The sequence below is a fragment of the Microterricola viridarii genome, assembly GCF_001542775.1.
Taxonomy (GTDB): domain Bacteria; phylum Actinomycetota; class Actinomycetes; order Actinomycetales; family Microbacteriaceae; genus Microterricola; species Microterricola viridarii_A.
In genome coordinates, this window is the sequence record NZ_CP014145.1 from 2,601,730 (window position 1) to 2,620,261 (window position 18,532).

General features: G+C 69.4%; 20 protein-coding genes. 6 read left to right on the forward strand and 14 right to left on the reverse strand.

Translation table 11 applies throughout. From position 1 onward, the window contains the following. Nucleotides 1–29: 29 nt before the first annotated feature. The 3 genes from araA to araB are packed head-to-tail and all read right to left on the reverse strand — an operon-like array spanning nucleotide 30 to nucleotide 3,993. Complete coding sequence (araA, locus tag AWU67_RS11890) at nucleotides 30–1,547, reverse strand: L-arabinose isomerase (RefSeq protein WP_067229269.1); 1,518 nt, start codon at nucleotides 1,545–1,547, stop codon at nucleotides 30–32. Then, nucleotides 1,547–2,257, reverse strand: coding sequence for an L-ribulose-5-phosphate 4-epimerase (locus AWU67_RS11895; RefSeq protein ID WP_067229273.1), 711 nt, complete (start codon nucleotides 2,255–2,257; stop codon nucleotides 1,547–1,549). The genes araA and AWU67_RS11895 overlap by 1 nt, the downstream gene beginning before the upstream one ends. After that, nucleotides 2,254–3,993, reverse strand: a complete 1,740-nt coding sequence (gene araB / locus AWU67_RS11900) for a ribulokinase (protein WP_082716953.1) — start codon at nucleotides 3,991–3,993, stop codon at nucleotides 2,254–2,256. Before araB ends, AWU67_RS11895 begins: the two co-directional genes overlap by 4 nt. A gap of 88 nt (nucleotides 3,994–4,081) precedes the next feature. Here araB and AWU67_RS11905 point away from each other — a divergent pair, with 88 nt between their 5' ends. Beyond that, nucleotides 4,082–5,062, forward strand: coding sequence for a LacI family DNA-binding transcriptional regulator (locus tag AWU67_RS11905; RefSeq protein WP_067229279.1), 981 nt, complete (start codon nucleotides 4,082–4,084; stop codon nucleotides 5,060–5,062). A 28-nt stretch (nucleotides 5,063–5,090) separates the two neighbouring features. Here AWU67_RS11905 and AWU67_RS11910 read toward each other — a convergent pair whose 3' ends face one another. Next, complete coding sequence (locus tag AWU67_RS11910; protein WP_082716954.1) at nucleotides 5,091–5,837, reverse strand: NUDIX hydrolase; 747 nt, start codon at nucleotides 5,835–5,837, stop codon at nucleotides 5,091–5,093. A 90-nt stretch (nucleotides 5,838–5,927) separates the two neighbouring features. Here AWU67_RS11910 and AWU67_RS11915 point away from each other — a divergent pair, with 90 nt between their 5' ends. After that, complete coding sequence (locus AWU67_RS11915; protein WP_067229286.1) at nucleotides 5,928–6,791, forward strand: MBL fold metallo-hydrolase; 864 nt, start codon at nucleotides 5,928–5,930, stop codon at nucleotides 6,789–6,791. A gap of 30 nt (nucleotides 6,792–6,821) precedes the next feature. On the opposite strand, the gene AWU67_RS11920 is transcribed toward AWU67_RS11915, so the two are convergent. Together AWU67_RS11920 and AWU67_RS11925 are read right to left on the reverse strand one after the other, a co-directional pair. Continuing rightward, nucleotides 6,822–7,355 carry a hypothetical protein gene (locus AWU67_RS11920; RefSeq protein WP_067229288.1) on the reverse strand — a complete coding sequence of 178 codons (534 nt, stop codon included), beginning with the start codon at nucleotides 7,353–7,355 and terminating at the stop codon, nucleotides 6,822–6,824. A gap of 179 nt (nucleotides 7,356–7,534) precedes the next feature. After that, on the reverse strand, nucleotides 7,535–8,110 hold the full coding sequence (locus tag AWU67_RS11925) for an NADPH-dependent F420 reductase (RefSeq protein ID WP_067229291.1): 576 nt from the start codon (nucleotides 8,108–8,110) through the stop codon (nucleotides 7,535–7,537). A gap of 112 nt (nucleotides 8,111–8,222) precedes the next feature. Between AWU67_RS11925 and AWU67_RS11930 the strand changes: the two genes are divergently transcribed. Beyond that, nucleotides 8,223–8,762 (forward strand): MarR family winged helix-turn-helix transcriptional regulator, encoded by a 540-nt coding sequence (locus tag AWU67_RS11930; RefSeq protein WP_234407239.1) that lies wholly within the window; start codon nucleotides 8,223–8,225, stop codon nucleotides 8,760–8,762. A 1-nt stretch (nucleotide 8,763) separates the two neighbouring features. Here the strand turns inward: AWU67_RS11930 and cynR are convergent, their stop codons facing one another. Next, nucleotides 8,764–9,636: a transcriptional regulator CynR gene (gene cynR, locus AWU67_RS11935; RefSeq protein ID WP_234407431.1), complete on the reverse strand. Its 873-nt coding sequence runs from the start codon at nucleotides 9,634–9,636 to the stop codon at nucleotides 8,764–8,766. A 246-nt stretch (nucleotides 9,637–9,882) separates the two neighbouring features. Between cynR and AWU67_RS11940 the strand changes: the two genes are divergently transcribed. Together AWU67_RS11940 and cynS are read left to right on the forward strand one after the other, a co-directional pair. Then, a complete protein-coding gene (locus AWU67_RS11940) occupies nucleotides 9,883–10,425 on the forward strand; it encodes a carbonic anhydrase (protein ID WP_269465233.1) in 543 nt (180 codons plus the stop codon). Nucleotides 10,426–10,467: 42 nt separating this feature from the next. Further along, nucleotides 10,468–10,938, forward strand: coding sequence for a cyanase (gene cynS / locus AWU67_RS11945; protein ID WP_067229295.1), 471 nt, complete (start codon nucleotides 10,468–10,470; stop codon nucleotides 10,936–10,938). A 55-nt stretch (nucleotides 10,939–10,993) separates the two neighbouring features. Here the strand turns inward: cynS and mnhG are convergent, their stop codons facing one another. Genes mnhG through AWU67_RS11975 form a run of 6 tightly spaced genes read right to left on the reverse strand, consistent with a single transcriptional unit; the run spans nucleotide 10,994 to nucleotide 17,440 of the window. Then, nucleotides 10,994–11,380 carry a monovalent cation/H(+) antiporter subunit G gene (gene mnhG, locus AWU67_RS11950; protein ID WP_067229297.1) on the reverse strand — a complete coding sequence of 129 codons (387 nt, stop codon included), beginning with the start codon at nucleotides 11,378–11,380 and terminating at the stop codon, nucleotides 10,994–10,996. After that, on the reverse strand, nucleotides 11,377–11,649 hold the full coding sequence (locus AWU67_RS11955; protein ID WP_067229300.1) for a monovalent cation/H+ antiporter complex subunit F: 273 nt from the start codon (nucleotides 11,647–11,649) through the stop codon (nucleotides 11,377–11,379). Before AWU67_RS11955 ends, mnhG begins: the two co-directional genes overlap by 4 nt. 1 nt (nucleotide 11,650) lies before the next feature. Next, nucleotides 11,651–12,343, reverse strand: coding sequence for a Na+/H+ antiporter subunit E (locus AWU67_RS11960; RefSeq protein WP_129586705.1), 693 nt, complete (start codon nucleotides 12,341–12,343; stop codon nucleotides 11,651–11,653). Continuing rightward, the gene (locus AWU67_RS11965) at nucleotides 12,340–13,908 is read right to left on the reverse strand and encodes a Na+/H+ antiporter subunit D (RefSeq protein ID WP_067229303.1); all 1,569 of its coding nucleotides are present in this window, start codon (nucleotides 13,906–13,908) and stop codon (nucleotides 12,340–12,342) included. The genes AWU67_RS11960 and AWU67_RS11965 overlap by 4 nt, the downstream gene beginning before the upstream one ends. Continuing rightward, nucleotides 13,908–14,510, reverse strand: a complete 603-nt coding sequence (locus AWU67_RS11970; protein ID WP_082716955.1) for a sodium:proton antiporter — start codon at nucleotides 14,508–14,510, stop codon at nucleotides 13,908–13,910. The genes AWU67_RS11965 and AWU67_RS11970 overlap by 1 nt, the downstream gene beginning before the upstream one ends. Next, entirely contained in the window at nucleotides 14,507–17,440 is a 2,934-nt protein-coding gene (locus AWU67_RS11975) for a Na+/H+ antiporter subunit A (RefSeq protein ID WP_067229309.1), read from the reverse strand. Before AWU67_RS11975 ends, AWU67_RS11970 begins: the two co-directional genes overlap by 4 nt. Nucleotides 17,441–17,615: 175 nt before the next feature. On the opposite strand from AWU67_RS11975, the gene AWU67_RS11980 reads away from it, so the two are divergent. Next, on the forward strand, nucleotides 17,616–17,813 hold the full coding sequence (locus AWU67_RS11980) for a hypothetical protein (protein ID WP_067229311.1): 198 nt from the start codon (nucleotides 17,616–17,618) through the stop codon (nucleotides 17,811–17,813). A 78-nt stretch (nucleotides 17,814–17,891) separates the two neighbouring features. Here AWU67_RS11980 and AWU67_RS11985 read toward each other — a convergent pair whose 3' ends face one another. Beyond that, nucleotides 17,892–18,404 carry a Dps family protein gene (locus AWU67_RS11985; protein WP_067229314.1) on the reverse strand — a complete coding sequence of 171 codons (513 nt, stop codon included), beginning with the start codon at nucleotides 18,402–18,404 and terminating at the stop codon, nucleotides 17,892–17,894. Nucleotides 18,405–18,532: the final 128 nt, after the last annotated feature.

Genomic DNA, 18,532 nt, shown 5'->3' on the forward strand with positions numbered 1-18,532 from the left:
GCCGGCCTCGGCCGGCTGCCCGCTGTCGGTTAGAGTCCCTGCGCGAGCCGGTAGTACGCCTGGTTCCAGCGCAGCTCGCGGCCGAACTCCCGCAGCTCGGTGCTCTCGTCGATCACGAGCAGCTCGGTGCCGGCAATCTCGGCGTAGTCCTGGAACACCTCGATGCCGACGGCCGTCGACATGACCGTGTGGTGCGCGGCGCCGGCCGTCAGCCAGGCCGCTGCGCTCGTGGCGAAGTCGGGTGCCGGCTTCCAGACGGCGCGGCCGACCGGCAGATTCGGCAGCGGGGCCGTCGGCTGCACGACCTCGACGACGTTCGCCACCAGGCGGAACCGGTCGCGCATGTCGCTGAGCGCGACGACGACGGCGGGGCCCGAGTCGGCGGTGAAGACCAGGCGCACCGGGTCCTCCTTGCCGCCGATGCCGAGCGGGTGCACCTCGAGGCTCGGCTTGGAGCTGGTGAGCGACGGCGACACCTCGAGCATGTGCGCGCCGAGGATCAGCTCAGCGCCCGGTGTCATGTCGTAGGTGTAGTCCTCCATCAGCGAGGCGCCGCCGGGCAGGCCGGCGCCCATCACGTTGGCGACGCGCACCAGGATGGCCGTCTTCCAGTCACCCTCGGCGCCGAAGCCGTAGCCGTCGGCCATCAGGCGCTGCACGGCGAGCCCCGGCAGCTGGCGGAGCGCCCCCAGGTCTTCGAACGAGGTCGTGAACGCGCTGAATCCGCCCTCCTCCAGGAATGTCCGCAGGCCGATCTCGATCGCGGCGCCGTAGCGCAACGACTCGTGCCGGTCGCCGCCCCGGCGAAGCTCAGGGGCCACGGCGTAGAGGTCCTCGTACTCGGCGACCAGCGCGTCGATGTCGGCGCCGGATGCCGCGTGCACGGCATCCGCGAGCTCGTTCACGCCCCAGGTGTTCACCTGCACGCCGAAGCGCAGTTCGGCCTCGGTCTTGTCGCCCTCTGTGACGGCGACGTAGCGCATGTTGTCGCCGAAGCGCGCGAGCTTCATGGTGCGGGATGCCGCCCAGCCGGCGGCCGCGCGCTGCCAGCTGCCGATCTGCGCCGTGACGGCGGGGTTCGAGACGTGGCCGACGACGGTCTTGCGCACGACGCCGAGGCGGGTCTGGATGTAGCCGAACTCCCGGTCACCGTGGGCGGCCTGGTTGAGGTTCATGAAGTCGAAGTCGATCTCGCCCCACGGCAGCTCGACGTTGGCCTGGGTGTGCAGGTGCAGCAGCGGCTTCTGCAGGGCGTCGAGGCCGTGGATCCACATCTTGGCCGGCGAGAAGGTGTGCATCCAGGCGATGACACCGATCACGCTGTCTGCGGCGTTCACCTCGAGGGCGAGGCGGCGGATCGAGTCGGAGTCCTTCAGCACGGGCTTCCAGACGACCTTCACGGGCACGTCCCCCGCGGCATCCAGCGTGCGGGCGATCTGCTGTGACTGCTCGGCGACCTGGCGCAGCGTCTCCTCGCCGTACAGGTTCTGGCTGCCGGTGAGGAACCACACCTCGTAGTGGTCGAGTGTCGTCGTGAGTTTCGGCATTATGAGAGTGCTCCTTGCGGGGTTTGTCCGTAGACGTTCTGGTAACGGGTGAAGAGGGAGTCGATCGCCTCCTGAGCGAGCGGGATGAGCGTGCCCCCCTGCTTGGCGATGTGCACCGTTCGGGCGACGTCCTCGACCATGACGGCGGCCTTCACCGCGTCGCGGGCGTCGGAGCCGATCGTGAACGGGCCATGGTTCGCCATCAGGACGGCCCGGGAGCGGTGGCCACGCAGCGTCTCGACGATGCCGCGGCCGATCGAGTCGTCACCGATGATCGCGAACGGACCGATCGGGATCGGCCCGCCGAACTCGTCGGCCATCGCCGTGATCACGCAGGGGATCTCCTCGCCGCGCGCCGCCCACGCGGTGGCGTAGTCGGAGTGGGTGTGCACGACGCCTCCCACCTCTGGCATGTTGCGGTAGACGTAGGCGTGCGCGGCGGTGTCGCTGGACGGCGACCGCTCGCTGCCCGGCGTGCCGGGGACGACTGCGCCGTCCAGGTCGCAGAGGATCATGTTCTCCGCGGCCAGGTCGTCATAGGCGACACCGGAGGGCTTGATCACGAACAGGTCGGCGCCGGGCACGCGGCCGGACACGTTCCCGCCGGTCCACACGACGAGGCCGTTCCGCACCAGCTCGCCGTGCAGCGCGGCGACATCCGCGCGCACCGCGTCGATCGAGGTCTGGAGCTCCTCAGGCAGGTCGCTCATGCGCTGGCCACGGCCTCGCGCTTCAGCGCACGCAGCCGATGCATCACCTCGTTGGCGCCGCGACCGAAGTAGTCGTGCAGCAGCGTGTACTCGGCGAACAACGCGTCATAGGCGTCGGCGGATGCCTGGTTAGGCGTGTAGACGTTCTTGTTGAGCTTGCCCATCGCCTGGCCGGCCGCGAGCACGTCGGCGTAGGCGCCGGCGGCGACCGCGGCGTGGATTGCCGAGCCGAGCGCCGGGCCCTGTTCGCTGGCGATCGTCGAGATGGGCATGCGCAGCACGTCGCTGTACGTCTGCATCAGCTGCGGGTTCTTCAACAGCCCCCCGGCCACGATGAACTCGGTGACGGGAACGCCGCTGGCGTTGAAGGTCTCGACAATGGTGCGGGCACCGAAGGCCGTCGCCTCCAGGAGCGCCCGGTAGACCTCCTCCGGCCGGGTGCTGAGCGTGCTGCCGAGCACGACGCCGGAGAGTTCGTGGTCGACCAGCACGGAGCGGTTGCCGCTCTGCCAGTCCAGGGCGACCAGCCCGTGGGCGCCGACCGGCTCCAGGTAGGCCAGGTCGGTGAGGTGCTGGTGGATGCTGCTGCCTGCCGCATCCGCCGCCTCGAAGTAGCGGGCGGGCACCTGGTTCTTGACGTACCAGGCAAAGATGTCGCCGACGCCGGACTGCCCCGCCTCGTAGCCGTAAAGGCCGGAGACGATGCCGCCGTCGACGACGCCGCACATGCCGGGCACCTCGGCGAGGGTGTCTGCGTTCATCACGTGGCAGGTGCTGGTGCCCATGATGGCGAGCATCTGGCCGGGTTGCACGGCCTGCGCTGCCGGGGCGGTGACGTGCGCGTCGACGTTGCCGACGGCCACGGCGATGCCCTCCGGCAGGCCCGTCCAGGCGGCCGCCTCGGCGCTCAGCGTGCCGGCTGCGTCGCCGAGCTGGCCGATCCGGTGGTCGAGCTTGTCGATGACGAAGCCGGAGAAGGCGGGGTTCAGCGCACCGAGGAACTCACTCGACGGGTACTCGCCGTCCTGCCAGATGCCCTTGTAGCCGGCCGTGCAGGCGTTCCGCACGTACTGGCCGGTGAGCTGCCAGACGATCCAGTCGGCTGCCTCCACCCAGTGCTCCATCGCCGCGTAGACTTCCGGCGCCTCCTCGAGCAGCTGCAGCCCCTTGGCGAACTCCCACTCGCTGGAGATGAGCCCGCCGTAACGCGGCAGCCAGGCCTCGCCGCGGGCGGCGGCGAGCTCGTTGATGCGGTCTGCGTGCGGCTGCGCGGCGTGGTGCTTCCACAGTTTCACGTAGGCGTGCGGGTTGTCGGCGTGCTCGCCCAGCTCGCTGAGCGGGGTGCCGTCGGCGAGCGTCGGCACCATGGTGCAGGCGGTGAAATCGGTGCCGATGCCGATCACCAGGGCCGGGTCGATGCCGGCGGCGGCGACCGCGGCGGGCACGGCGCTCTTCAGTACGGCGACGTAGTCGGCCGGCACCTGCAGCGCCCAGTCGGGGGCGAGGGCGCGCGGGGCGCCGGCGGCCGCGGCCGGGCCGGCGGTCAGCGCGGTGTCCATGACGGCGTGCGGGTAGTCGAGGGTGGCGGAGCCGAGCTCGGCGCCGTCGGAGACGCGCACGACGAGGGCGCGGCCGGAGAGGGTGCCGTAGTCGACGCCGATCACGTAGCGTTCGGCCGGGGTGGTGGTGCTGGTGGTCACGCGGTGCGCTCCTTTGCTGGCCGCTGTCGGCCTCATTTACAACGTTGTAAACCTAGCATCGCGGACGTCGAGCGTCTAGGCGAATCCTGATACCTTGGGACTCCCATCCACGACGAGGAGCCTCATGGCCGCAACGCTCTCCGACGTCGCGCGCCTCGCCGGCGTCTCGATCAAGACGGTCTCGAACGTCATCCACGACCACCCGCACATCCGCCCGGCGACGAAGCAGCGCGTGCTCGACGCGATCGCGGCCGTCGACTACCGGCCGAACCTGACAGCGCGCAATCTGCGCTCCGGCCGCACCGGCGTCATCAGCCTCGTCCTGCCGACGCTGCGGAACCCCTACTTCGCCGAACTGGCCGAGGCCGTCATGGACGCCGCCGACCGCGAGGGCCTCTCCGTTCTGATCGAGCAGTCCCGGCCGGATGCCGCTGCGCCCCGCGTCAGCAGGGCGCAACTCGTCGACGGCATGCTGTTCAGCACGCTCGGCAGCGAGGCGGAGGACACCGGCCTCTACGCCCAGTTGCCGCCGGGTACCGACTCCCCCGTCGACCATGTGACCATGCGCAACACCGAGGCGATCCGCGCCGCCACCGAGCACCTGCTCGGGCTCGGCCGGCGCCGCATCGTCGCGCTCGGCGCCCGGCCAGGCGACACCTCCGGGGCGGGCGGCCTGCGCCTGCTCGGCTACCGGCAGGCCGTGGAGGCCGCGGGCATCGACGCCGCCGGACTCGTGCGCCCCGTCGAGTCATGGACGCGCTTCGACGGCGCCGCGGCGACCGATGCGCTGTTGGACGAGGGCATCGCGTTCGATGGGATCGTCGCCTTCAACGACGCGCTCGCGCTCGGTGCACTGCGCGCGCTCGGGCAGCGCGGCATCCGGGTGCCGGAGCAGGTCTCGGTGATCGGCTTCGACGACCTCGACGACTCCCGTTACTCACTACCGGCGCTGACCACCATCAGCCCCGGCCGCGAGCAGATCGCCACCCTGGCCGTGCACATGCTGGCCGAGCGCATCGCCGCCCGCGGGGAGGAGCTGGCGCCGCGCACGCTCACCGTGCCGTTCACGCTCGTCGAGCGCGAGTCGACCGCGCCCGCGCGCTGACCCCGCCCTGCCCCGAACCGCCGGCGGCTCAGCCCTCGCGCAGGTACCGCCACGGCAGCTCGCGCATCTCGAGCCGGTGGCGCGGGCCCAGCGCGTCGACGAGCCCCATGTCGATGGCCGCGTCGCCGTACGCGACATCCGGCGGCCACAGCGTGATGTCGGCGCCGCGCACGATGCGCGTGGCAAACTCGGCGCGCACGCTGCGCCGGGCGCCCTGCAGCACCTCGGCGACGGATGCCGCTCCGAGCAGCCCGTGCAGGGTGAGCCAGGTCGGCGGGAAGAGCCGCAGCTCGCCGGCCGCGTGCAGTGCGAGCGCGGCGTCCGGCGTCAGCCAGCGGTGGTCGACGGCCTCGTGCGGTTGCAGGACGATCGCTCCCGTCGGTGCCGCGGCAAGCCAGAACCAGGTGCGCAGACGTTTGGGCGCCTCGGCGGGCGGGCTCCAAAGCGAGAGCGTCACCAGGTCGGCCTCCCGCAACAGCAGCCCGGTCTCCTCGCGGGTCTCACGGACGGCCGCTCGCCGGCTCGCTGCCTCCTCGTCCGCCGGCGTGAGGTCCAGGAGCGCGACGGCGGAGCCGGGCGCGGCGCCCGGCAGGTCCTCGGCGTCGACGGCCCCGCCCGGGAACACCCAGCCGCCGGCGAAGCTGCCGCGGTCGCGCGGGCGCTCCAGCAGCAGCACCTCGACGCCGCCGGCGCCCCGCGGCGGCTCGCGCAACAGCACGACGGTGGCGGCCAGGCCGCTGACGCCTGCCGGCATGGCGTGCTCTGCTGGATTCATGGGCGTCCCCTCTGACCGCCTCAGAATACGCCAGCCGTTCGCCCGGTGCGCTGCGGGCGCCGCACTAGGCTGCGGGAGTAGAGCCAAAGGATGCACATGGACGCCACCGCAACGAGCCGCCTGACCCGGCGGCTGCTCGCCCCGAACCCCGGGCCGATGACGCTCGACGGCACGAACAGCTACCTGATCCGGGCAGCGGATGCCGCGGCATCCGTCGTCGTCGACCCCGGGCCGTTGGACGAGGCACACCTGGCCGCACTGGCCGGAGCCGGCCCGGTCGAGCTGATCCTCGTCACCCACAAGCACATCGACCACACCGAGGGCAGCGCGCGGCTGGCCGCGCTCACCGGCGCCCCCGTGCGGGCCTACGACCCCGACTACTGCATCGGTGGGGATCCGCTGCGAGACGGCGAGCGGCTCGAGGCGGCGGGCACCGAGATCGTGGTGCTGCACACGCCGGGCCACACGGCCGACTCGCTCTGCTTCCTGTTGCCGGACGACGCGGGCCTGGAAACCGGCGCAACCGCCAGCGCCGGTTCCGTGCTGACGGGAGACACCATCCTCGGCCGCGGCACCACCGTCATCGCGCATCCGGTCGGCTCCGCCGGGGGTCGGCCGGACGGCACCCTCGGCGAGTACCTGGAGTCGCTGGAACGGCTCGCCGCGCTCGGCCCGGCGCTCGTGTTGCCGGCCCACGGGCCGACTCTGCCCAGCGTTGCCGAGATCTCGGCCCGGTACCTGGCGCACCGGCGGCAGCGCCTGGCCGAGGTGCGCGCGGCGCTCGCCACACTCGGCGTGGCCACGGCCAGCGTGCTGTCATCCGGCCCGGAATCCGAGGCGCTTGCGGCACAGGTGACGGCGCTCGTCTACCCGGATGTCGACCCGGCCGTTGTGCCGGCGGCCACCGCCTCCGTGCGTGCTCAGCTGGATTACCTGGCGGGGGCGGCCGAATAGTCGTATCCCAGCAGTGCCCAGCCGGCGAACTCAGTGGATGAACACCTTCAGCAGCATGATCGCCCCGCCGAGGGCCGCCGTGAGGAGCGCGCCGAGCAGGCGCGGCGCGTGCCGCGGGGTGCGCCGGGCGACGGCCAGGTAGCCGAGCCCGCCGAGCAGGACCACGTCGATCCAGAGCGCCGTCCATACGGCCGCGTCATCGCTCAGCACGCCAGCCGTGCCGAGCAGGATCACCGCCAACGGGATGAGCGCGGCGGCGAGCAGCCCCCACGAGCGTTGCACGCCGTGCCTCAGCAGCTTGCCCGGTGACACCGAGTCCGCGCCGTCGGAGGCACCGTAGCCGGCGACGACCTCGGCGAACACGTGAGCGATCCAGAACACGAGCACGGTGCCGAGCACCTTGAGGAACACGTCGAGCGAGGCGTCGGACTTCTGCCCGGTGACGATGACCATGGCCGAGACCAGAATCACGCCGTACACGGCGGACTCCGAGACGAGCGAGCGTGCGATGCCGTGCATGCGGGATTCGGCGATCGGCACCGTGCCAGCGTCGCGCTCCGCCATGCCACCCTCCCTCGGTAAACCACCAGCCGGCGGCTACGCCGGCGGCTACGCCGGCGGCTACGCCGGCGACAACTGCGCCTGCAGCGATCCTAGGGCGTCCGGACAGCACGAAGGGGCCGCCCCGCTTGCGGTGCGGCCCCTTCACCACCGACGCCCGCACAGGCGGGCGGCGGCGCGGGCTACTTGATCAGCGCGAAGCCGGCATTCCAGCCGATCTTCTCCTGCACGGCGAGGGTCAGCTGCAGGAAGCCGATGGCCTCCAGCTCGCGGGCACGGGTGAGCGCACCGGCGTCGACCGAGGCCACGCCGCCGGCCTGCAGCACCGAACCGAGCAGCGCCTTGGCGTCGGCGTCGTCACCGGCGATGTGCACGGTGGTGGCCGCGTTCCCGCCGACGGTGTTGCCGGCCAGGGTCGCGGCGAAGTTCGTGTTGAACGCCTTGAGCACGCGGGAGGTAGGCAGCGCCTCGGCGATGACCGCGGCGGCGGAGCCGTCGGCGGGCACGACGAGCGAGTCGAAGGTCTCGAAGTTCAGCGGGTTGGTGATGTCGACGACGACCTTGCCGGCGAGCTTGTCGCCGTGCGTGGCGATGACGTCCGCGACGGCCGGGTAGCCGACAGCGAAGACGACGATGTCACCGCTGATGGCGGCATCCGCCTCACGCCCGATGAACTCGACGTTGTTGCCTCCCGCCGTCACGATGCCGCCGATTGCGGTGCCCATGTTGCCGTTTCCGATGATGCTGACCGTGGTCATTTCTCTCCCGAGGTTCCGCGCCGGCGGCGCTTTGGTTGTTCCAACAACTAAGACCATAACCCTATTTAGTTGTCGCGTCAACTATTGCAGCAACAAGCGCTAGAATCGGAGCATGACCGAGCACGCGACCAGCACCAGCCCGGCCCCCGTGCGCCCGATGAGCGGCGAGGAGGCCGCCGCTTGGCAGCGCCTGATCGCCGTCGTCGAGCTGCTGCCCCCTGTGCTGGACGCCCAGCTGCTGCGCGACGTCAAGCTCACCCACTTCGAGTACGTGACGCTGATGGTGCTGGCGGATGCCGCAGACCACACCGCGCGCATGACCGCGCTCGCGGCGAGCACCAACGCGACCCTCCCCCGGCTCTCCCACGTGGTGCGCCGGCTCGAGGAGCGCGGGCTCGTCGAGCGGTTCCCGTGCCCAGAGGACCGCCGCGCCACGAACGCGCGCATCACCCCGGAGGGCCTGGCGCTGCTGGATGCCGCGGCCCCCGGCCACCATGACACCGTGCGCAGCACCGTGCTCGACGCGCTCAGCACCGAGCAGCTCGACCAGCTCTACGCGATCGCCGGCTCACTGCTGGAGCGCCTCGACCCGGAGGGCCGCCTCACGGCAACGGCCTGCCACCCGGCGAAGGCGCTCGACCAGGCACAGTGAGCTACCCCCACGTCACCGCCAGCTCGGTGAAGGCCTCGCTGGCGGCGCTCGTGTAGGCGCCTTTCCGCCGGAGGAGCGCTGCGGTGCGGTGCGGAATAGCCGGCGACAGGTCAATCGGGTGGAGCCCAGATTGCTCACGGGCACTGGCTTCAGGCAGCACGGTGGCAAGCTGGCCCCGGCGGATGATCTCCACGATCGCACTGATGGAGTCCGCTTCAATCGCGATGTGCGGGGCAATGCCGTGATCCCGGAAGTGCGTGTTGATGTGGCGCCGGGTCGCAAAGTCGCTGCTGAGAAGCACCAGCCTCTCCTGCTCCAGCTCCTGCAGCGCCAGTGGTTCCTGCGCCCCGGCGCGGGGGTGGTTGCCGCCGACGACCAGGCTCAACGTCTCGACGAATAATGCCTGGGCCTCGACCTCTGGCGAGCGCGCCTCAGCGAACGCGATGCCGAGATCGAGGGAGTCCTCGGCCAGGGCGGCCTCGATGCGGTCTTGTGTCATCTCCCGCACGCTCAGGGCGATCCCCGGATGCCGAGTGCTGAAGCGTTCGATCAGCGGACCGATGAGGTACGACGTGAACGTCGGCGTCGTCGCCAGGCGGAGTGATCCGCGGCTCAGATCCTGAACGTCATGAATCGCCCGCGTTCCCGCGTCCAGTTCGCGCAGGGCACGGCGGGCATAGCGCAGGTAGGCCTCACCGGCATCGGTCAGCCTCACGGTCCGCCCCGACCGGTCCAAGAGCTGGGCCTGCAGCGAGCTTTCAAGTTGCTTGACCTGCTGCGACAGCGTCGGTTGGGAGACGTGCAGGGCCTCGGCCGCGCGGGTGAAGCTCTGGTGTTCCGCGACCGCGGTCAGGTAGCGAATGTGGCGTAGCATCACGATTCTCCAACTATAGGTTTTGCCTATTGGCTTCAGGGCAAATGAGTCTTGGACACTATAGCCATTCGCGTTCATCCTTGAGTTATCCCCCACAACAGCGAAGGAGACTCACATGCAAGACATCATCGACGGCTTTCTGAAATTTCACGAGGAGGCATTCCCGGAGCGCTCCGGGCTCTTCAAAGATCTGGCCACCGCGCAGAACCCCAGGCGCTGTTCATCAGCTGCTCGGACAGCCGGATCGTGCCCGAGTTGTTGACCCAGCAGGAGCCCGGAGACCTGTTCGTGATCCGCAATGCCGGCAATATTGTTCCGGCGTACGGTCCGGAGCCTGGCGGGGTCTCCGCGACCGTCGAGTACGCGGTCGCGGTGCTGGGAGTCACGGACATCATCGTCTGCGGTCACTCCGACTGCGGTGCGATGACCGCCATCTCGACCGACACGAACATGGACTACGTGCCCGCCGTGGCCGGCTGGCTGGCACATGCCAACGCCGCGAAGATCGTCAATGCCGCCCGCACCCATCAGTCTGCTCACGAGCGGCTGGAGGCCATGGTCCGCGAGAACGTCATCGCCCAACTGACCAACATCAGGACCCATCCCTCCGTCGCCCTGGCACTGAACCAAGGCCGGCTGAAGCTCCACGGCTGGGCCTACGACATCGAGACCGGCTCCATCGACACGCTCGATGGCACCACCGGGCGCTTTGTCCCTCTGGCCGAGAACCGGCAGACCAGCGCAACGCCGGCCTTGACCGCTCGAGCCGCAGCCGTTCTGGCTGCCTGAGCACCCCAGACCCCCGAAAGAAAGAAAGAAAAGGAAACAACCATGATTCACTCCCAGAGCACTCAGGCTTCACGCGAAGAACTGACCGCCGCCATCATCGACGCCAAGATGCGCAGGAACCTCTCCTGGCAGGAGCTCACCGAGGGAACCGGCCTGAGGCTTGCCTTCGTCACCGCCGCCCTGCTCGGCCAGCACCCGTTGCCTGAAGCCGCCGCGGAGGTCGTCGCTGAGCGGCTCGGCCTGGACGAGGACGCCGTCCTGCTGCTGCAGACCATTCCGCTGCGCGGCAGCATCCCCGGCGGCATCCCGACCGACCCCACCGTGTACCGGTTCTACGAGATGCTGCAGGTCTACGGCTCCACCCTGAAGGCCCTGGTCCACGAACAGTTCGGCGACGGCATCATCAGCGCCATCAACTTCAAGCTGGACATCAAGAAGGTCGACGACCCCGATGGAGGCTCACGCGCCGTGATCACCCTCGACGGAAAGTACCTGCCCACCAAGCCGTTCTAATCGGTGGGCGTGGCTGTGCTCTCCGTGGGGGGCTCAGCCACCCGCCGGGATGTGCTCAACCGGCGGGGCGGGACTCGCCGGAGTCTGAAGCCTCGGCCCGCGACGCGGCCTCGACGGCATCCGCGATCTCGTCGGCGATGAGCAGGTCGGCACGGACATGCTCGGTTCGGTAGGCCGCACGGCCGATCATGTGCGCCGTCATGGGCTGCGTCATCAGCTGGAAGCCGAGCACCAGGATCAGCGTGGACGCCACGCCCCAGCTCGGGTTCAGCAGCCAGATGGCGACCACGATGGCGGCGACGCCGAGGATCTGCGGCTTGGTCGAGGCGTGTAGGCGCGAGAGCACGTCGGGGAAGCGCAGGATGCCGATGCCGGCCGCCATCGACAGGAAGGCGCTGAGCAGAATGAGCACGCCAGCGACGATCGCTCCGCCCTCACTCATGATGCGTCCTGCTTCGACATGAAGCGGGCGATGCTGATCGACCCGACGATGGCGAACATGGCCAGCACCAACAGCACGGGCAGCGTGTCGGTGTGCTGGTTGATGGCCATCTCAGAGCCGAGCGCGCAGATGGCGATGGCGAGCATGACGTCGGCGGCCAGGGCGCGGTCCAGGATCGACGGCCCACGGATGATGCGGTACACCGCGCAGAGCGCGCCGATGCCGAACATCACCCCCGCCAAGACGGCGACAACCATGAGGAACGACATGTCAGTCTCCCTTCCGTCTGGCGCCGACGGTGCCGACGCCGCCCTCGCGCTGCCGGCGATCCTCGCGGATGCCGGCCGCTTCGTCTTTCGCGCCGATCGCCAGCACGATGCGCTCCTCGGTGCCGAGCACCTCACGCCGGATCCTGTCGATGTCTTCCGGCGTACGCGTGCCGAGGGCGTGGATGTAGAGGATGGCGTTCTCGCGGTCGGCGTCGATGACGACGGTGCCGGGCACCAGCGAGATCGAGACGGCGGTGAGCGTGATCACCAGGTCGCTCCGAGTGTGCAGCTTGATCGCGAGGATCGAGTTGATGGGGTGGTAGCGCGGGTTGATCGCGAGGTAGGCGACGTGCACCGAGGCGAAGAGGATGTCGTAGATCATGCGCCCCACGAAGATGGCGAGCCGCCACGGGTTGAGGCGGCCGCTGAGCGCGATCGGCGGCAGGTAGAAGACGCGGGTCACGAACAGCGCCATCAGTATGCCGGTGAACAGTGTCATCACCGTGAGGTCGTCCCAGAGCAGCATCCAGAGCAGCACCAGGATCACGAGCAGCGGGAACTGCCGCCACAGGTTCTGCCGGTGCGTCTGCTCGGTCTCGGGGAACGCCGGCCCGCTCGGCACGCGGTTGGAGGGGATGACGCCGCCACGCATGGTGGCCCGGTTGGCGGGGGCGGTGACTTTGCGCGCGCTCACTGCACACCCCCGGGGAACACGGTGTCGACGTAGAAGGCCGGCGTCTTCAGGTCCTCTGCGGCGCGTTCGGCGATTCCGAACAGCGGCCCGGCGAAGACGGTGAGCGCGACCGTCAGGGCGACCATGCCGGTCGTCACGGCCAGCATGCTGGCCGGCACGGTGCGGGTCTTGACGGCGACGGAGGCGTCGGGGGCCTCCGGGGCTTCTTGCAGCGACTCGATCAGCACCGACTCGTAGCCCTGCAGCTCGCCCTTGCCGCGCCAGAACGCCATGTTCCAGAATCGGGTGAGCGCATACAGGGTGAGCAGCGAGGTGATGGCGCCGGCCGCGATCCCGATCCAGACCAGCGGGCTCGGCGAGTCGACACCGGCCATGAACAGGCCGACCTTGCCGATGAAGCCGGAGAACGGTGGGATGCCGCCGAGGTTCAGCGCGGGGATGAAGAACAGGATCGCGACGAGCGGCGAGGCCTTGAGCAGCCCGGCCAGCCGGTTGATCGATGTGGCTCCGCCGATGCGCTCGATCAGACCCGTGGTGAGGAACAATGTCGTCTGCACCGTGATGTGGTGCACGACGTAGTAGATCGTCGCGGCGAGGCCGAGCGTCGAGGCCAGCCCGATGCCGAACAGCATGTAGCCGATGTGGCTGACCAGGGTGAAGGAGAGCAGACGTTTGATGTCGGCCTGGGCCAGCGCACCGAGGATGCCGACGATCATCGTCAGGCTGCCGATCACGAGGAACAGCGCGCTGAGGTCCTGCCCGGCGAAGAGCACCGTCTCGGTGCGGATCAGCGCGTACACGCCCACCTTGGTGAGCAGGCCGGCGAACACCGCGGTGACGGGGGCCGGCGCCGTCGGGTAGGAGTCCGGCAGCCAGAACGAGAGCGGGAACACTGCGGCCTTGATGCCGAACCCGATCAGCAGCAGCAGGTGCAGCACCAGCTGCACGTCTGCCGGCAGCTCGCCGAGGCGTACAGAGAGCTGGGCCATGTTGACGGTGCCGGTGGCGCCGTAGATGAGCGCGATCGAGGCCAGGAAGAACAGTGAGCTCACCAGGCTGACGATGATGTATGTGACGCCGGCGCGGATGCGCTCACCGGTGCCGCCGAGGGTGAGCAGCACGTAGCTGGAGGCGAGCAGCACCTCGAAGCCGACGTAGAGGTTGAACAGGTCGCCGGCGATGAAGGTGGTGAAGACGCCGGCCGACAGGATCAGGTAGCTGGGGTGGAAGATCGACACCGGGGTCTCGCGGTGCCGGTCGGCGACGCCCTGGCCGATGGAGTAGATGAGCACGCCGAGCAGCATGACCGCCGAGATCAGCAGCATGATCGCGGACAGCCTGTCGACGACGAGCGCGATACCCCACGGGGCCGCCCAGCCGCCGACGGCGACAACGGCGGGGCCGTTGAGGTCGATGAGCCAGAGCTGCACGGCGCTGATCGCGACCGTCGCGGTGAGGGCTGCACTGCTGATGGCCACCTGCAGGCGCGGCTGTCGCCCGAAGATCACGGTGAGCGCGGCCGCGATCAGCGGGATCAGGACCATGAGTGGGATGAGCTGGGGCATCAGCGGTTCCCCTCTCTGGTTGGCGGTTCGGTGGTGCCGCGCTGTGTGTCGTGCGCGGCGGTATCCGTCGGGGCGTCGAGCGCGGTGAGCTCGGCGAGCAGCTCTGCGGCATCCGCGTCGGCATCGTCTGCCGTGTCGTCGACGTCGCCGGCCTCGCCGAGGTGCTCATCACTGGCGTCGAGGATGGCCTGGATGGCGGTGTCGTCGTCTTCGGAGCGGCGCAGCTCGGCGGCCGAGGCGAGCGCGTCTTCGAGGTCTTGCTCTTCGTCATCGATGAGGTCGCCCTTGGCCCCCAGCTGGGCCAGCCACCAGGACCGGTAGATGAGGGCGAGCATGAAGGCGGTGATGCCGAGGTTGATCACGATGGCGGTGAGGATGAGGGCCTGCGGCAGCGGGTCTGAGATGTCTGCGGCAGCCACCCCGTCGTTCATGATCGGGCCGAGGCCCGGCCGGCCGCTCATCAGGAACAGCAGGATGTTGGTGGCGTTGCCGACCAGCAGGAAGCCGATCAGCACGCGGGTGAGGCTGCGCTCGAGCAGCACGTAGACGCCGGAGCCGTACATGACCGCCATCAGCAGGATGAGCGTCATCGACGCGTTCATGAGGACGCCCCCTCTGCCGGGTTCGGCTTCGCCGGGTCGGTGTGCGAGGAGCTCGGGCGCGCGTACTCGGCCTCTTCGTCGTCCTCTTCCTGGTCTTCCTGCTGGCGGTCGACCTCGCTGCCCAGGCTGCGCAGGATGTCGAGCACCAGGCCGAAGACCACCAGGTAGACGCCGATGTCGAACAGCGTCGAGGTGCCGATGGAGATCTCACCGAGCACCGGGATGCTGGCCTCGAACCAGGAGGACTCCAGCACCTGCAGCCCGAAGAACATCGAGCTGAGCGCGGTGCCCACCGCCAGCAGCAGCCCGGTGCCGAGCAGCTTGCCCGCGTCGATCGGCACGGCCTCGGCCAGCTCGTAGCGGCCGCCTGCCAGGTAGCGCGCCACGAGCGCGAGGCCGGCCAGCAGGCCGCCGGCGAAGCCTCCGCCCGGCTGGTTGTGGCCGACGAAGAGCAGGTAGACCGAGACGATGATGGCCGGGTGGAACAGCAGGCGCACGAGCACCTCGATGATGATCGAGCGGTTCTGCGGCGAGAGGGTGCGGCCGGCGAGCAGCCAGGTCTGCCGTGAGACGGCGCTGGCGTTCAGCACGGGGCGGTTGCGTCGCTCGCCGCCGCCCTCCATCCGCTCGACCGGGGCCGCACGGCCAGAGATGAAGACGAGGCTGGCCACACCCGTCGCGACGGCGACGAGCACGGCGATCTCGCCCATGGTGTCCCAGGCGCGGATGTCGACGAGCATCACGTTCACGATGTTCTTGCCGTGCGCCTCCGCGGCCAGGCCGGGCAGCCCGGCCGAGATCGATGCCGCCTCGCGGGCGCCGAGGGCGATCACCGCGATGACCGCCATCACCGTGCCGGCGAGGATGCCGAGGATCGCGCGGAACCCCTTGTGCACCGCCTTGTTGCGGGCGGCGATCTGCTGCGGCAGACGGCGCAGCACGAGCACGAAGACGACGACGGTGAGCGTCTCGACGAGCGCCTGGGTGAGCGCCAGGTCCGGGGCGCCGCCCATCGCGAAGAGCAGCACCAGGCCGTAGCCGGTCACTCCGACGAGCAGCACGGCCGTCATCCGGTGGCCGGCGATGGCCGCGCCGATGGCCGCCATGCCCATGACCAGGGCGATGAAGGGCTGCACGGCGTAGTCCCACGGCACGACGCCCTCTGGCCACGAGCGGTTCATCGCGGCGGAGAGACCGAGTCCGAGCACGAAGACGCCGATGATGACGGCCAGGTAGGCGGGCAGGCCGCCGCGCTGGATGCGCGTGGTCAGCCGTGCGGCGAACCGGTCCAGCGCGCGCATGATCTGCACGTACTCGCGCCCGGCATCGAGGGTCTGCGGCAGCTTGGCCTGCAGTCGGCCGACCTGGCGTCGGCGCAGCATCAAGACAAGGCCGAGCAGCAGCACGCCGGCAGAGATCGCCAGCGCCGGCTCGAAGCCGTGCCAGAGGGCGAGATGCTGATCGTGCGGGCCGGGCAGGGTGTCGGCGTATGGCGCAACGAGCGCGTCGACCACGCCGGCGGCAACGCCGAAGCCGATCGTCGCGACCGAGAGCACGAGCGGCGCGGTGAGGATGCCGAACCCGGTCTGGTGCAGGCTGATCGTGCCGACATCCGGCTTGGTCGAGAACGCACCCCAGATGAATCGCAGGCTGTAGGCGACGGTGAGCACCGAGCCGACGACGACGCCGATCAGCGCGACCCAGGCCCAGAACACGCTCGTTCCGGCGTCTCCCGACGTCGCCTCGAGCAGCGAGCCGAACACGCTCTCCTTCGCCACGAAGCCGAGCAGCGGGGGCAGGCCCGCCATGGAGGCGACGGCGATCGATGCGATCACGGCCAGCACGGGCATCCGCCGGCCGAGGCCAGAGAGCTTGCGCCAGTCCCTGGTGCCCGTCGCGTGGTCGATGATGCCGACAACCAGGAACAGGGTCGCCTTGTAGAGCGCGTGCGCCAGCAGCAGTGCGCCGCCGGCCAGCGCCGCCGCGCGGGTGCCGAAGCCGAGCATGATGGTGAGGAACCCGAGCTGGCTGACCGTGCCGTAGGCCAGCAGCAGCTTGAGGTCGTACTGGCGCATGGCGCGCCAGCCGCCGACGAGCATGGTGAGCACACCGACCGTGACCAGGATCGGCTGCCACAGCGGCTGCTCGGCGTAGCCGGGCGCGAAGCGGGCGATGATGTAGATACCGGCCTTCACCATGGCGGCCGCGTGCAGGTAGGCACTCACGGGCGTCGGTGCGGCCATCGCGGCTGGCAGCCAGAAGTGGAACGGCACGAGCGCGCTCTTGCTCAGCGCGCCGAGCAGAACGAGCACGATGGCGACCTGGCCGAAGGCGCCGCCGACCGGGTTCGCGATGATCTCGGTGAGCGAGGTGGTTCCGCTCGCCATGGCGAGCATGACGATTCCGACGAGCATCGCCAGACCGCCAAAGGTGGTGACGGTGAGCGCCTGGAGCGCAGCACCACGGCTCGATTTGCGGCCCGTGTTGTGCCCGATGAGCAGGTACGAGAGCACGCTCGTGGCCTCCCAGAACACGAACATGACGATCACGTCATCGCTCGTGACGAGGCCGTACATGACCCCGGCGAATGCCAGCAGCAGGGAGGCGAAGCGGCCGAGTCCCGGCTCGTCGTCGCTGAAGTAGCGGGCGCAGTAGGCGAGCACGAGCGCGCCGACCCCGGTCACGATCAGGGCGAGCAGCAGGGCCAGAGGGTCGAGGCGGAAGCTGAGCTCGATGCCGAGCTGCGGAATCCAGGGGTATACCTGCGTGATCGGCGTGCCGGCCAGGACGCCGGGTGCCTGCATCAGCGTGACCACGAACAGCGCGGCGGGGGCGAGGGCGATCAGCCAGAACACCCGCGCTTTCAGCCAGCGCGTCAACAGCGGGGTGGCGAGGGCCAGGATTCCGACCGCCACAAGAGAGAAGATCATCAATCTCCCCTGCCTGGTCGCGGTTTTGTCAAGAATACCAAGACCTGGCGGCGTGACTGATCCCCGTTGTCGCAGGATCCGTCACTCGGCGACTCAGGGACAATTCCGGGTTATCCCCCATTTGCGGGGTACCACCCGGCAGAATAGGCTCGCTGGATCGATGAGAGGGGGCCTCATGACCGCGATCAACAGTGACGAAATCGTGTCGACCATTGATCCCGCAGGATGCAACTGCGACGACTGTCTGCGCGGGGTGAGCGTTCCGCTGCACCGGGCGGATGCCGGGCAGTTGAACGCCCTGCTCGACGGCCGCCTCGCGAACGCGACGGGCCTCGACCTGAGCGATATCGAGGCCGTGCTCGACGCCCTCTGACCGGTGCCGATGCTGCACGTTTGGTCGCTTCCGAGGCGGATCTGCCCAGAAGAATGACCATATGTGCAGCAGTGATGGCTACGGGGTGCGGTTCTCGGCGCCGACCATCCAGGCGTATTGCTCGATCTTCTCGATGATCGTGTGCAAGATGTCGGCGCTCGTCGGGTCGGCGGCATCCACCACGTCGTGCACGGCACGGGCGGTTCCTGCGACGGTGTGCAAGCGGGCGGTGATCAGGTCGACGGTCTCGGCCGTGTCGGTCTCCCCGGCCGGGTAGGCGGGCATGGTCGTGGTCGAGGCGATCGTGTCACTGCGCCCGTCCGGCACGGCGTGCAGGGCACGCATCCGCTCTGCGACGGTGTCTGAGAAGCCGCGGGCCGCCTTGATGATCTCGTCGAGCTGCAGGTGCAGGTCACGGAAGTTGTGGCCGATGACGTTCCAGTGGGCCTGCTTGCCCTGCAGCTGCAGTTCCAGCAGTTCGACGAGCACCTTCTGCAAGGCGTCGCTGAGCTTCTTCGGGGCGGTGTACGCCTCGACGGCTGACTGCGTGCGCGAGCTCTTCCGGGTGCCGCGTTCCAGGGTGTCGGTCATGGCGCTGTTCCTCTCGGTCGCCGCCCGGCCGGTCCGTGCGCTGCTCGTGGGGGCAGTACCCGACCGTGCGCTCCTTCGAGGCTAACCCGCCGCGTCGCACCTGCACAGGGGTGCGGCCGATTCTCGGA